This window comes from Streptomyces oryzae (assembly GCF_017676365.1).
Classification (GTDB): domain Bacteria; phylum Actinomycetota; class Actinomycetes; order Streptomycetales; family Streptomycetaceae; genus Streptomyces; species Streptomyces oryzae.
The window spans coordinates 17768-31059 of the sequence record NZ_JADKMA010000080.1 but is presented as its reverse complement, the minus strand read 5'-3'; the positions used below and the strand labels follow the sequence as shown (position 1 = coordinate 31059).

General features: G+C 72.0%; 11 protein-coding genes. 4 read left to right on the top strand and 7 right to left on the bottom strand.

What is annotated here, in order from left to right; translation table 11 throughout:
• Window positions 1-233: 233 nt before the first annotated feature.
• Entirely contained in the window at window positions 234-428 is a 195-nt protein-coding gene (locus ITI46_RS17240; protein ID WP_209240452.1) for a DUF3046 domain-containing protein, read from the bottom strand.
• A gap of 79 nt (window positions 429-507) precedes the next feature.
• On the opposite strand from ITI46_RS17240, the gene ITI46_RS17235 reads away from it, so the two are divergent.
• Window positions 508-1413 (top strand): hypothetical protein, encoded by a 906-nt coding sequence (locus tag ITI46_RS17235; RefSeq protein ID WP_209240451.1) that lies wholly within the window; start codon window positions 508-510, stop codon window positions 1411-1413.
• Window positions 1414-1546: 133 nt separating this feature from the next.
• On the opposite strand, the gene ITI46_RS17230 is transcribed toward ITI46_RS17235, so the two are convergent.
• From ITI46_RS17230 to ITI46_RS17220, 3 genes are all read right to left on the bottom strand, one after another.
• Entirely contained in the window at window positions 1547-1852 is a 306-nt protein-coding gene (locus ITI46_RS17230; protein WP_209240450.1) for an AzlD domain-containing protein, read from the bottom strand.
• On the bottom strand, window positions 1849-2568 hold the full coding sequence (locus ITI46_RS17225) for an AzlC family ABC transporter permease (protein ID WP_209240449.1): 720 nt from the start codon (window positions 2566-2568) through the stop codon (window positions 1849-1851). Before ITI46_RS17225 ends, ITI46_RS17230 begins: the two co-directional genes overlap by 4 nt.
• A gap of 228 nt (window positions 2569-2796) precedes the next feature.
• On the bottom strand, window positions 2797-3648 hold the full coding sequence (locus ITI46_RS17220; protein WP_209240448.1) for an AraC family transcriptional regulator: 852 nt from the start codon (window positions 3646-3648) through the stop codon (window positions 2797-2799).
• Window positions 3649-3868: 220 nt separating this feature from the next.
• On the opposite strand from ITI46_RS17220, the gene ITI46_RS17215 reads away from it, so the two are divergent.
• Window positions 3869-8770, top strand: a complete 4902-nt coding sequence (locus ITI46_RS17215; RefSeq protein WP_209240447.1) for an Lhr family ATP-dependent helicase — start codon at window positions 3869-3871, stop codon at window positions 8768-8770.
• 320 nt (window positions 8771-9090) lie between these two features.
• Here the strand turns inward: ITI46_RS17215 and ITI46_RS17210 are convergent, their stop codons facing one another.
• Window positions 9091-9687: a MarR family winged helix-turn-helix transcriptional regulator gene (locus ITI46_RS17210; RefSeq protein ID WP_209240446.1), complete on the bottom strand. Its 597-nt coding sequence runs from the start codon at window positions 9685-9687 to the stop codon at window positions 9091-9093.
• Between the two features lie 156 nt (window positions 9688-9843).
• Between ITI46_RS17210 and ITI46_RS17205 the strand changes: the two genes are divergently transcribed.
• Both ITI46_RS17205 and ITI46_RS17200 read left to right on the top strand, forming a co-directional pair.
• Window positions 9844-10704: an Fpg/Nei family DNA glycosylase gene (locus ITI46_RS17205; RefSeq protein WP_209240445.1), complete on the top strand. Its 861-nt coding sequence runs from the start codon at window positions 9844-9846 to the stop codon at window positions 10702-10704.
• 32 nt (window positions 10705-10736) lie between these two features.
• Entirely contained in the window at window positions 10737-11531 is a 795-nt protein-coding gene (locus tag ITI46_RS17200; RefSeq protein ID WP_209240444.1) for an SDR family NAD(P)-dependent oxidoreductase, read from the top strand.
• A 691-nt stretch (window positions 11532-12222) separates the two neighbouring features.
• Here the strand turns inward: ITI46_RS17200 and ITI46_RS17195 are convergent.
• Complete coding sequence (locus ITI46_RS17195) at window positions 12223-12603, bottom strand: helix-turn-helix domain-containing protein (RefSeq protein ID WP_209240443.1); 381 nt, start codon at window positions 12601-12603, stop codon at window positions 12223-12225.
• 130 nt (window positions 12604-12733) lie between these two features.
• Window positions 12734-13291 carry a CinA family protein gene (locus ITI46_RS17190; protein WP_307808207.1) on the bottom strand — a complete coding sequence of 186 codons (558 nt, stop codon included), beginning with the start codon at window positions 13289-13291 and terminating at the stop codon, window positions 12734-12736.
• Window position 13292 lies beyond the last annotated feature (1 nt).

Genomic DNA, 13292 nt, shown 5'->3' with positions numbered 1-13292 from the left:
CCCCTCCGCTCCCCGTGGACGGTGCCGCGCTCCCAACCGGAGGGCCCGCACTTCCGCTCGGAGGGCCCGCGCTTCCCTCCCCCGGGCCGGCCGCGTCGCTGCTGTCGGCGTTGCCCTCCGTGCGACCGTCCCGCGCTCCGGCGCCGTCCCTCTCGTGTCTGTCCCGGTCGCCGTCGTCTGGTGCACCCACCGGGCAAGTTTCGCGCCCCGAGGCACGGCGCCCGGTAAACGACTCACCTCTTGTGTGCCGGTACCTCCATGACGTCGCACACCACGCGCCAGATGTCCTTCGCCTCCCAGCCCGCGGCGAGCGCTTCATGCACCGTTCGGCCGCCCAGGCCGGACATCACGTGGTCGTGCGCGAAGGAGTCGGCGTAGGTCTCGCCGAAGTGCTCCGCCATCCGCTGCCAGAAGTCCGTCAACCGCATGACTCCAGTATCCCGCCCTGAAGGGTTGGCTCCCGCCGACAGCAGTGACCCGAAGGGCGGGCGGCCCTACCGTCGAAGGATGGCTCCCTGTGGATCGGTTCTCTCCCGCGCGGAGAATTTCATCTGGCTGACAGCGCGTGTGCTGGAACAGCGGCGTTTCGAGCACGACTTCCTGGACGGCGACCCGAGCACTGTCGAGACCGCCCTCGACGCCTATCGCAACGCCGACGGCGGCTACGGCCACGCGCTGGAGCCCGACCTGCGCGGTCCTGTGAGCCAGCCGCTGCACACCGCGACCGCCGTGCGGGTACTGGACAGCATCGGGCGCTGTGCCGGGCAGCGGGTGGAGCGCATCGGGCGTTATCTGACGGCAGTCTCCACACCGGAGGGCGCGCTGCCCGCCGTACACCCCTCGCTGCGCGGCTACCCCGCCGCACCGTGGATCCCGGTGCCGGACGAGCCGCCCAGCGACCTGCTGGCGACCGGCCCCGTGGTCGGCACTCTGCACCGCAACAGCGTCTGGCACGCCTGGCTGTTCCGCGCGACGGACTACTGCTGGAGCACCATCGAGACCATGGGCACGACCCATCCCTACGAGGTACGGGCAGCGCTGGCCTTCCTCGACGGCGTACCGGACCGGCCGCGCGCCGAAGCCGCCGCGAGTCGGCTGGGCACTCTTGTGCGCGAACAGCGGCTCGCCGTGACGGACCCGGAACATACGGCCGACTTCCCGCTCCCCGAGGGCTATGCGCCGGGTGAGTACCACTACGTGACCGATTTCGCGCACAGGCCCGATTCCCTGGCCCGCCACTGGTTCACCGACACGGAGCTGCAGCGCGGGCTCGACCACCTGGTCAGCCGCCAGCAGGACGACGGCGGCTGGGACATCAACTGGCGCAGGTGGGCACCCGGCACGGCCCTCGAAGGGCGCCCTCTGGTCACCTTGGAGGCCCTGCACACACTGCGCGCGTACGGGCGGCTCTGAGCCGGCTCGGAGGCCGGGGCGCGGGGATCGAGCGCGCGGCTCGGGCACTGGGCACGGCTCGGTGCCCCGAGCCGCGAAGTCCTGCCCCAGGCCCCGTGCCGTGCCGAGCCGTGCCGAGCCGTGCCGAGCGTGCCTAGGCCAGTGCTCGCACGCCTGCCGTGACCAGTACGGCCGCAGCGACGACCACCAGGAACGGCGCCCGGAGCACCAGCGCGACAGCCGCAGCGCCCAGGCCCGCAGCGCGGGCGTCGAGCACCAGCGACACCTGGTCGGCGAACGTCTGTTGGGCGATCAGGGCCGCAAGCAGCGCCACCGGCAACAGTGCGGCCAGCCGCTGGACCAAAGGGCGCTCCAGCACGCCCGCAGGCACCGAGAGGCCGAGCAGTTTCACCAAGTAGCAGCCGAGGGCCGTGGCCCCTATGGCGATCCAGACGTTCACCGGGACTCCTCCTTCCCCTTCCGCTCTCCGCCGCGCTCCGCTCGCCTTCCTGGCAGCACTCCGTTGTGCACCAGGAGGACGAGCGGCGCTGCGAGTGCGGCCACCAGAACGGGCACACCTGCGGGCAGTACAGGCAGCAGGCCAAGGCCGAGGACGACAGCGAGCCCGGCTGTCACCCGCTCCACTCCGGTGCGCAGCATGGGCGCCAGCAGGGCGAGGAAGGCGGCCGGGCCGGCCGCGTCCAGGCCCCAGGCGTCCGTGTCGCCCAGCGCTTCGGCGCCCAGCGCGCCGAGCAGGGTGGTGAGGTTCCACAGGGCGAAGAGGGTCGCGCCGGTCACGGTGAAGCCGAGCCGGACGGCATGCTGTCCGCGCTGTGCGAGAGCGACAGCCGACGTCTCGTCGATCACCCAGTGCGCCGCCGCGAGCCGTGCTCCCCCGCGCAGCCCCAGAAGACGGGACAGCCGTAGCCCGTAGAAGGCGTTCCTGAAGCCCAGGAAAAAGGCGCCCGCAGCGGCGGTCAGCGGGCTCCCGCCGGCGGCCAGCGCGCTGACGAGGGCGAACTGCGAGGCCCCGGTGAACACGAACAGGCTCAGCGCACACGTCTGGGCCAGGGAGATTCCGGCACCGGCGGCCGTCACACCGAAGGCGAAGCCGGACAGCCCGACGGCGATTCCGACACCCAGCGCGTCCCGTACAACGGCGCGATCGTCCCGCACACCCGCACTGGCGCCGCTGGCGTCCCGCGCACTCGCACCGTCACCACTGGCGTCCCGCGTACCAGCACTGTCAGCCCGTGCTCCGGCACGGTCGCCGCTTCCGTACTGTGGGTTTTCCGATGCGCCCTCATCGGGCGCCCCCGGTATGAGACCGTTTTCGCGCGCCGGACCGGTGTCCGGCGCCTTCGCTTGGTCGAAGGTTTCTCTCTGCTGTGGCACGCGGCCACGCTAGGAGGCCGGGGGCCAGGCGTTCTTGTACGTTCTTGCGCGCCCGCGGCGGTAGGCGCCGGGCGGGACGCCGATGATCCGCCCGAAGTGCCGCGTCAGATGGGCCTGGTCGGTGAAACCGACGGCGGTGGCGGTCTCCGCGGGCGGCAGTCCCGCGTCCAGCAGCGCGCGTGCCCGGTGTACGCGCGCGTCCGTGAGCCAGGCGTGCGGCGGCATCCCGTACAGCTGCCGGAAGGCGCGCAGCAGCGCGAAAGGGCTGGTGCCCAGCTCGGTGGCGAGGCTCTCCAGGGACGGCGGATCCGCCATCCGCTCCTCCAGGACAGCGCGGGCCTGCAGCGCGTACCGGGCGCCCGCCGTACGGACGGACCGCTCCGGCAGCGGACCCCCGTGCAGCCGCAGCAGCCGGGCGACCACCGCGTGCATGAGGGTGTCGGCCGCCAGCGCGTTGCCCTCTTCGAGGGCTCGGTGTATCGCCTGCACATGGCGGGCCGAAACGGGGTCGTGGGCCGTGGGGGCGGTGAATCCGGGGGTGCCCCGGAGGGTGGTGGTCTCGGCCGCGATCCGGGCCACCAGGGAGGCGTCCGGGTAGAGCACCTCATAGGACCAGCCCTCGGGAGCCCCGGCGTGCCCGGTGTGCATGGTGTCGGGGTTGATCAGCGCCAGCCCTCCGGGGCCCACCTGGTGCACGCTTCCGCCATGGTGGAAGGCCTCCACCCCTTCGGTGATCGCGGCGATCACATAGGTCTCGTGCGTGTGCCGCGCGAAGATCTTCCGTATGTAGCGGGCACGCAGCAGGTCGACACCGGGCAGCTTCGGTGACTGCCAGTAGTGCGCACTCTCCCTCTGCGTCATACGCCCATTCTCCGCCAGGGCTGCGCACCCCACCCGGCCGGTCCCCGCCACCATGATCACGCCACCGCACCCGCTGCTGCCCGCCCGCCGCACCCAGTCATGGCACCTCGCACCCGGAAACGGCGGCCTGCACCCAGGCCCGATGGGCCAAGCCCAGGCCCGATGCCCCACGCCCGGGCAGGTGTCCGGCCCCGGGCCGCTGTCAGTGGCGTGCTGCACGATGGGAGGCATGGGTCCGACATCGGCGCTGGACGCCTTCTCACCAGCGACCCGTGCATGGTTCACGGGCGCCTTCCGCGATCCCACCGGGGCGCAGGAGGGGGCTTGGCGTGCGCTGGCCGAGGACTCGGATGCGCTGGTGGTGGCGCCGACGGGCTCCGGCAAGACGCTGGCTGCCTTCCTCGCCTCGCTGGACACCCTCGCCGCCACGCCGCCGCCCGCCGACCCGCTCAAGCGCTGCCGTGTGCTGTATGTGTCGCCGCTGAAGGCGCTCGCCGTCGACGTGGAGCGGAACCTGCGCAGTCCGCTCACCGGCATCCGGCAGGAGTCGCTGCGCCTCGGCCTGCCCGAGCCGGAGATCAAGGTGGGGATCCGCTCCGGTGACACCCCGGCCGCCGAGCGCAGGTCCATCGCCCGCCGCCCGCCGGACATCCTGATCACGACACCGGAGTCGCTGTTCCTGATGCTGACCTCCAGCGCGAGGGAGGCGCTCTCCGGCGTCGAGACGGTCATCGTCGACGAGGTGCACGCCGTTGCGGGCACCAAGCGCGGCGCTCATCTGGCGCTCTCCCTGGAGCGGCTGGACCATCTGCTGGAGCAGCCCGCGCGCCGGATCGGCCTGTCGGCGACCGTACGCCCGGTGGACGAGGTGGCCCGCTTCCTCTCGCCCCGCCGGAACGCCGCGATCGTGCAGCCGCCCTCCGGCAAGCAGTTCGAGCTGTCGGTCGTGGTTCCTGTGGAGGACATGGGCGAGCTGGGCAGCTCCCCGGCGCAGGACGCGGCCGGGTCCGACGCATCGGGGCCCGGAGGCGGCGGCAAGCCGTCGATCTGGCCTTCGGTGGAGGAGCGGATCGCCGATCTCATCCAGGAGCACCGCTCCACCATCGTCTTCGCCAACTCCCGCCGCCTGGCCGAGCGGCTGTGCAACAGGCTGAACGAGATCGCCTACGAGCGCGCCACGGGCGAGCCCATGCCCGAGGACCACTCGCCGGCCGAACTGATGGGCAACGCTGGAGCGGTCACCGGTGCGCCGACGCTCATCGCCCGGGCGCACCACGGCTCGGTCTCCAAGGAGCAGCGCTCCCAGGTCGAGGAAGACCTCAAGGCGGGCAGGCTGCCCGCCGTGGTGGCCACCTCCAGTCTGGAGCTGGGGATCGACATGGGCGCAGTCGATCTGGTGATCCAGGTCGAGTCGCCGCCCTCGGTCGCCTCCGGGCTGCAACGGGTGGGGCGCGCGGGGCACCAAGTGGGCGCCGTCTCGGCAGGCGTGGTCTTCCCGAAGTACCGGGGTGACCTTGTGCAGTCCGCCGTGGTCACCGAGCGGATGCGCGAAGGGGCCATCGAGGCGCTGCGCGTCCCCGCCAACCCGCTGGACGTCCTCGCCCAGCAGATCGTCGCCATGACGGCGGTGGACACCTGGGACGTGGATGAACTGCTGGCTCTGGTACGGCGGGCAGCGCCCTTCGCAGCGCTCCCGGAGTCCGCGTACACCTCGGTGCTGGACATGCTGGCCGGGCGGTATCCCTCCGACGCGTTCGCGGAGCTCCGCCCACGCCTGGTGTGGGACCGGGTGGCGAACACGGTAACCGGCCGCCCTGGTGCGCAGCGGCTGGCCGTCACCTCCGGCGGCACCATCCCGGACCGCGGGCTGTTCGGGGTGTTCCTGGCGGGCGCCGATCCGAAGAAGGGCGGTGGCCGGGTCGGTGAGCTGGATGAGGAGATGGTCTACGAGTCCCGGGTGGGCGATGTCTTCACCCTGGGGACGACGACATGGCGGATCGAGGACATCACCCGGGACCGGGTGCTGGTGACTCCCGCGCCCGGGGTGCCCGGGCGGCTGCCGTTCTGGCGGGGCGACCAGTTGGGCAGGCCGCTGGAGCTGGGCCGGGCGCTCGGCGCGTTCCTGCGCGAGATCGGCTCGCTGCGCCGGGAGCAGGCCGAGGAGCGGCTGGCGGCCTCCGGCATGGACGCACTGGCGATCAGCAACCTGCTGGCCTACCTGGCCGAGCAGCGCGAGGCAGCCGGGCATGTGCCGGATGACAGAACGATCGTCGTTGAGCGCTTCCGCGACGAGCTGGGCGACTGGCGCATCGTGGTCCACTCCCCGTTCGGCGCACAGGTGCACGCCCCCTGGGCACTGGCCATCGGCGCCCGGCTGACGGAGCGCTACGGCATGGACGCCCAGGTCATGCACGCCGACGACGGCCTCGTGCTGCGGCTGCCGGATGCCGAACTGATGGACCTCGACCTGTTCGACGCACAGTTCGACACCCCCTTGGGGGCCCAATTCGACACCCAGTCCGGCCCGATGCCCGCTGCGGAGCCGCGCTCCCCGCGTACGCCCGACCAGGATTTCCCGGCGGACCCCGACCAGCCGCCGCTGGGCGTGAGCGATGTTCTCTTCGACAAAGGCGAGATCGAGCAGACGGTCACCGACCAGGTGGGCAGCTCGGCGCTGTTCGCAGCCCGCTTCCGGGAGTGTGCCTCGCGCGCGCTGCTGCTGCCGCGCCGCAGCCCCGGAAAGCGCACCCCCTTGTGGCAGCAGCGGCAACGCGCCTCCCAGCTGCTGCAGGTGGCCAGCGAGTTCGGCTCCTTCCCGATCATCCTGGAAGCGGTCCGCGAGTGCCTGCAGGACGTGTTCGACCTGCCGGGCCTGACGGAGCTGATGGGCGACATCGAGGCCCGCCGGGTGCGGGTGGTCGAAGTGACCACCCCCGAACCGTCCCCGTTCGCCCGCTCCCTGCTGTTCGGCTACGTGGCGCAGTACTTGTACGAGGGCGACTCCCCGCTGGCCGAACGCCGCGCCGCGGCCCTCTCTCTGGATTCCCGGCTGCTGTCCGAACTGCTGGGCCAGGCGGAGCTGCGGGAACTGCTGGACGCCGAGGTCCTGCACGAGTTGGAGCGCGAGCTCCAGTGGCGCACCGAGGACCGCCGCCTCAAGGACGTGGAGGGCGTGGCGGACCTGCTGCGGCTGCTGGGCCCGCTCACCTCCCATGAGCTGGCGGAGCGCGGCTCCGAGCCCGGGTGGGCGCCGGAGTTGGAGGCGGCCCGCCGGGCCATCCGGGTACGGATCGCCGGCCGGGAGCACTGGGCGGCGGTGGAGGACGCCGGGCGGCTGCGGGACGCACTGGGGGTGGCACTGCCCGTCGGCGTACCAGAGGCGTTCACCGAACCGGTCGCCGACCCGCTGGGCGACCTGCTCGCGCGCTACGCCCGTACCCACGGCCCGTTCACCTCCGCCGATGCCGCGGCTCGCTTCGGTCTCGGCACCGCGGTCGCCGACGGAGCGCTGCACCGGCTGGCCGCGAGCGGCCGGCTGGTGCAGGGTGAGTTCCATCCGTCCGGGATCGGCCAGGAGTGGTGCGACGCGGGCGTACTGCGCAGACTGCGCCGCCGCTCCCTGGCGGCGCTGCGCCAGGAGCTGGAGCCGGTCCCCCCGCAGTCGCTGGCTGCTTTTCTGCCGCAGTGGCAGCACGTGGGCACCAACAGTCTGCGCGGAGTTGAGGGACTGCTGCGCACTGTCGAGCAGTTGCAGGGAGCCCCCGTCCCGGCCTCCGCGCTGGAGAAGCTGGTGCTGCCCGGCCGGGTCGCGGACTACGCGCCTCCCATGCTGGACGAGCTGACCGCCTCCGGGGAGGTCGTCTGGGCGGGCGCGGGCGCACTGCCCGGCAAGGACGGCTGGATCTCCCTCCATCTGGCCGACACCGCCCCTCTGTTGCTCCCTCCTCCGCATCCCCTGGAGCTCACACCGGTGCACCAGTCGGTGCTTGCCGCGCTGGAGGGCGGATACGGGCTGTTCTTCCGGCAGATCGCCGAACGAGCACGCGGCGCGCACCCGGAAGCCACCGACCCGCAGCTCACCGAGGCGCTGTGGGACCTGGTGTGGTCCGGCAGGGTCACCGGGGACACCCTCGCGCCCCTGCGGGCGCTGCTGGGCTCGGGCCGTACGGCAGGGTCGACGGCACACCGCGCCAAGCGCCCCACCCCACGCGGACGTTACGGCTCGTTCACCGCCGCCGCGGTCGCCGCAGGCAGCGGAGCCGGCCGCCGGGCGCCGCAGCGCGCCCCGGCAGCGGCGCCACCGACCGTCGCCGGCCGCTGGTCACTGCTGCCCGAGCCGGAGAGCGAACCCACCCACCGCGCACACGCGTTGGCCCGCACGCTGCTGGACCGGCACGGTGTGGTGACGCGTGGGGCGGTGGCCGCCGAAGGGGTGGAGGGCGGCTTCTCCGCCGCCTACCGAGTGCTGTCGGCCTTCGAGGAGAGCGGGCAGGCCCGGCGCGGCTATGTGGTCGAGGGCCTGGGCGCCGCGCAGTTCGCGATGGACGGCGCGGTGGACAGACTGCGCGCCGTCAGCACAGCGCGCGAACGGGAGGGCGGCGGCGTCCCGGGGGCGTACGGCGGTCCGGAGGCCCATGGCAGCTCCGGTGCCTACAGCAGCCCGCGCCCCGGCGGCGCCCGCACGCCCCCGCGCGCGCTGGTGCTAGCCGCCGCCGATCCCGCGAACGCCTACGGCGCGGCCCTGCCCTGGCCGCCGCCCCCACCGGGCGCGACACACAAACCGGGCCGCAAGGCGGGCGCGCTGGTGGTGCTGGTCGACGGTGTGCTGACGCTGTACGTCGAACGGGGCGGCAAGACGCTGCTGGCCTGGGCGCACGATCCGGCGGCACCGGAGGGCGCCGCCGGATCGGGGGAGGCCGGGGCCGCCGAGGGCGAGGTCGGCAGCGTCCGGCTGGCCGCCGCCGTCGAGGCACTGGCCCAGGCAGCGCGTCAGGGTGCGTTGGGGACGGTCACGGTGGAGCGCGTCAACGGCACGGCTGCGCTCTCCGCACCGCTGGGATCGGTGCTGGAAGCCGCGGGTTTCCACCCGACCCCGCGCGGGCTGCGGCTGCGTGCCGGATAGAGCCTGTCCTGCGGTCTTGTTCCGGGAAGGGGGTGCCACTGTCCGCAGCATGCGGGCTGCGGGTAGGTCGTGGCTGGTCGCGCAGTTCCCGCGTCCCTTCAGGGCACATCCCCCCGGTGACACCGTCCCCCTGAGGGGCGCCTCTCCCGGCAGGGATAGAGCTTGTCCTGCGGTCTTCTTCCGGGGAGGGGGTGCCGCTGTCCGCAGCATGCGGGCTGCGCGTACGTCGTGGCCGGTCGCGCAGTTCCCCGCGCCCCTTCGGGGCACGTCCCCCTCCGGTAAGACCGTCTCACTGAGGCACGCGTCTACCCGGTGCCTCGTCAGTCCTCGTCGTACCTCGCGGTCGCCAGCATGATCTGGCGGAGGAGGCCGGCAAGAAGGCGCTGTTCGTGCCAGTCGAGCGCGCCGAAGAGGCGCCGTTCCTCCTCGCCCGCCGCCTCGATGGCGGCCAGCCAGGTGGCGTGCCCCTCGTCGGTGAGCTCGATCTGGTCGCCTTGTTCAGCCCCGGCGTCGGACGGGCCTTCGGCGGGCTTACGCGTCACGAAGCCGCGCTTCTCGAGCACGTCCAGCCGCGAGGACAGCGCGTTGGGCGCCGCTCCCAGATCGATGGCGAGCTGGGTGAGGTCTCTGCGCCCGCCGTGTCCGGCAAGCATGTGCAGCGCCTCGTGTTCCTCCTGGCGCAGTCCGAACTCCGCAAGGGCCCGCTCACCCGCCCGTCGCAGATGGTCGGCGAGGAACTGCATGCGGGTGACGGCACCCTCGACGTGCGGGTTGAGCTCGGGCAGCACCGGCTGCCAGCGGTCCACATGGTCGTCGACCCAGTCCCGCACCCCCTCCAGCGCGTCCCTCTGCTCGGCCTCGGCCTCTCCGTCCACGTCGAGCGCGTCGTGCTGTCGTTCGTATCCCCACTGCCCCATGGCCCCGGATCGTATCCCGTGATCGTCTCCCACTTCTCGTCGCTGTCCCGTGTTCGGTCAGGGGTTCCTGCGACCATGGGCATATGTCCTCATGGGGCCGGTGATGGCGCACGATGCCGACAGGATGCCGGAAGAGAGCGAAAGGGTGACGGCCGGATGCCTGAGGGAGACACCGTCTGGCGTACGGCGCACGCGCTGCACTCCGCGCTGGCCGGCCAGGTGCTGGCCCGTACCGACTTCCGGGTGCCACGGCTGGCGACGGTCGATCTGTCAGGGCGCACGCTGCTGAACGTGACTCCGCGGGGCAAGCATCTGCTGATGCGCGTCGAGGGCGGCCTGACGGTGCACTCTCACCTGGGCATGGAGGGCGCCTGGCGCGTGAAGGCCAACCCGCCCGGCAGGATCGGCTCTCCCGGCGGCTTCGGACCCGCCCACCACATCCGCGTACTGCTGGTCGCCAGCTCGCACACTGCAGCCGGAATGCGGCTTCCCGTGCTGGAACTGCTGCGGACGGCCGAGGAGTTCGCAGCGGTCGGCCATCTGGGTCCTGACCTGCTCGGTCCGGACTGGGACGCGACCGAGGCGGAACGGCGGCTGCTCCAGGACCCGGAACGGCCGCTGGTCGATGCGCTGCTGGATCAGCGCAACCTCGCCGGTATCGGGAACGTCTACGCGGCCGAACTGTGCTTTCTCGCCCGCACCTCTCCCTGGGCTCCGGTGGGTTCGCTGTCGACTCCGCTGCCGGCCCGCCTGCTCGCGGCTGCCAAGCAACTGCTGGAGGCGAACAAGGACCGCGTCCGCCGTCGTACGACCAACAGCCCGCGCCCCGACCGGAATCTGGCCGTCTACGGCCGTGAGAACCGCCCCTGCTACCGCTGCGGCACCCCGGTCCGCACGGGTTCCCATGGTCCGCCGGAGCGCCCTCGCACGGTGTGGTACTGCCCGTACTGCCAGCCACCGGCAACCGGGGAATCGCACAGCGGTTGCGAGAAGGGCCGGAGGCCGCCAACTAATTGACGACCCGTCAGCTTCTCCGTAACGTCGTCAGCATGAGCCCTCCGGCGCACGGCAGCCTCCCGGCGTACGACCTGACCGGCCGGACCGCCCTGGTGACGGGGGCCGCCAGCGGCATCGGACGTGCAACGGCAGTACTGCTCGCCCAGGCAGGCGCGGCTGTGCACTGCGCGGACCGGGACGAGAAGGCCCTGGCACACACGACCGATCTGATCACCCAGTCGGGAGGCGACGCCTGGGCGCACCCCCTGGACGTGACCGACCGTGCGGCGCTCAGGAGTGCAGTCACCGCGGCGGAGCGCACGGGCGGCCGTCTCGACATGGCCGCCGCGATAGCCGGAATCATGCACCGCAGCACCGTGCTGGAGACGGAAGATGCCGATCTGGACCGGGTTCTCGCCGTCAACTTCAAAGGAGTTCTGTACACCTGCCAGGAAGCCGCCCGCAGCATGCTCGCAAGCGGCACCCGGGGCGCCCTCGTGACCATGGCATCCGGAGCGGTGGACACCGGTTCCCCGGGTCTGCTCTGCTACGGCGCAGCCAAGGCTGCCGTCGTCCAGCTCACCAAAACCCTCGCAACGGAGCTCGGCGGGCACGGCATCCGGGTCAACGCGGTGGCACCCGGCTGGGTGCGTACACCTATGACGGAACGGGACGACGCGGCGACCAGGCAGCGCGCCGAGGAGGCGCTGGCCGGAATGTCGCCGCTGGGCCGGGTCGGCGAGGCGCAGGAGGCCGCCCATGCCGTGCTGCATCTGGCATCGGACGCCTCATCCTTCACGACGGGACAGATCCTGCGTCCCAACGGCGGCGTCGCCATGCCGTGGTAGCCCACCAGGGGCGCTTCCCCCACTCCCCCGCGCCCCCTGACGCGCGCTGGCGTGTGCCACATGCACGGGTATCACGCTCAGCCCCCATCCCCCTGCGGTCACGGAGACTTCCACCGGGCCGCCCTCCCCCGCGGCCACCCGCCATATCGCACACAGCCAGCCGACCGCACAGGCGCTGCCGAGCGCCCAGCGGCACAGCAGCAAGGGGTTCACACCCGGCACGCCGCCACCTCCCGCGACGGTGCCCTCCATGCCGGGGCGGCAACGCCACGCGCGGCAAGGACGCGAGACCGTCGACGAAGTCGAGAACACAGCCATCGTCCCGCACTCCGGGCAACCGCGCGACCACGGAAAGTAGGTCACACAGTGCGACGAACAGTCCGCACCCAGACGTACGCCGAGCACCTGCGCGCAGCCAAAGATGCGGGCCTGCGGGCCGCCGAACGCGCGAACTGCGGCCAGCGGACCCCGCCGGCCTCCCTGGAAGCCCGAACGCCCCTCAGGCGCCCGAGCGCCCCCTTCGGGCGCCAAAGCCACGCGGGACACACGAAGGCCCCGCTGCGTCCCAGCGGGGCCTCTCGTTCACGTCTCATGCGCTCGTACGTGTCTCGCGCACCTTCCGCGCCGGGTCGTCGTACGGCCGAAACGCTTGCGGTACGGCGCGGGCACGGGCCAGGACGAGTGCGCGGCGTCAGGCCGCGACCACGTCCACGGCCTCCGTCGGCGCCTTGATCGTGACACGCTCCTCGGGCACTCCGGTGACCGAGGTGACGGACAGCGGGTTGAGCACCGGCCGCATCGGCGCGGGCACAGCATCGCTCTTCGCGGACTCGGCCAGCTCCGCGAGCGCCAGCTCGTCGCTGACCTCCCGCATCAGCTCGGACATCCGCACGTCGAGAGCGTCACAGATCGACGAGAGCAGTTCGGACGAGGCTTCCTTCTGGCCGCGCTCGACCTCGGAGAGGTATCCGAGCGAGACCCTGGCGGACGAAGAGACTTCGCGCAGGGTACGACCCTGACGTTGGCGCTGCCGACGCAGCACGTCACCCAACAGGCGACGGAGCAGAATCATCGGTGCTCCTCCCTCTCAACGCGCGGCGTCTTCCACAGCCTGTATCGGGACGGCCAGTTGGCCCCGACTCCTTCAGGCTCCACCGTACCGCCTTGGCACGCAGCCGTGCGGGGAGCGATGTCGTGTTCACTCAGGGCTGCAAACATCCATTCCCCCCGGTCTGTTCCCTATCCTGCCCTCCAGCATTTTCGATCAGTTCCTCGCAGAGCAGCTCCAGTGCTCCTCGAACACTCTCCGTACGAATACCGGCACGCACACGTTCCCCGGCTTCCTCACCACTGTCACCGGCCCGATCGCCGCTCCGGCTGCCCTCGAGCCGCAGTTTTCGCACCACCGCCTCGGCCGTGGGGCCGGCGACGGCGACGTACACCGTTCCGACCGGCTGCCCGTCCTGGGGTTCGGGGCCGGCCACACCTGTTGTCGCGAGGCCCCAGTCGGCACCGAGCGCGGTGCGTACGCCCCGCGCCATCTGGAGCGCGACGTCGGCGTCGACAGCGCCCCGCTCCTCAAGGAGTGCCCCGTCAACGCCGAGTACATCCCTCTTGAGTGCGGTCGCATATGCCGTCACCGAACCACGGAAGGCTCTTGAGGCCCCGGGGACAGCAGTGATCTCAGCCGCGAGCAGCCCGCCGGTCAGCGACTCCGCGACGGCCAGCGTCTGATTCCGCCCGGCGAGCAGCGCCAGCACA

Excerpts from the sequence above, each read along its gene's own strand:
- ITI46_RS17220 (WP_209240448.1), bottom strand. The coding sequence starts at position 3,648 with ATGACGCAGAGGGAGAGTGCGCACTACTGGCAGTCACCGAAGCTGCCC.
- ITI46_RS17215 (WP_209240447.1), top strand. The coding sequence starts at position 3,869 with ATGGGAGGCATGGGTCCGACATCGGCGCTGGACGCCTTCTCACCAGCG.
- ITI46_RS17195 (WP_209240443.1), bottom strand. The coding sequence starts at position 12,603 with ATGATTCTGCTCCGTCGCCTGTTGGGTGACGTGCTGCGTCGGCAGCGC.
- ITI46_RS17240 (WP_209240452.1), bottom strand. The coding sequence starts at position 428 with ATGCGGTTGACGGACTTCTGGCAGCGGATGGCGGAGCACTTCGGCGAG.
- ITI46_RS17210 (WP_209240446.1), bottom strand. The coding sequence starts at position 9,687 with ATGGGGCAGTGGGGATACGAACGACAGCACGACGCGCTCGACGTGGAC.
- ITI46_RS17200 (WP_209240444.1), top strand. The coding sequence starts at position 10,737 with ATGAGCCCTCCGGCGCACGGCAGCCTCCCGGCGTACGACCTGACCGGC.
- ITI46_RS17205 (WP_209240445.1), top strand. The coding sequence starts at position 9,844 with ATGCCTGAGGGAGACACCGTCTGGCGTACGGCGCACGCGCTGCACTCC.
- ITI46_RS17235 (WP_209240451.1), top strand. The coding sequence starts at position 508 with ATGGCTCCCTGTGGATCGGTTCTCTCCCGCGCGGAGAATTTCATCTGG.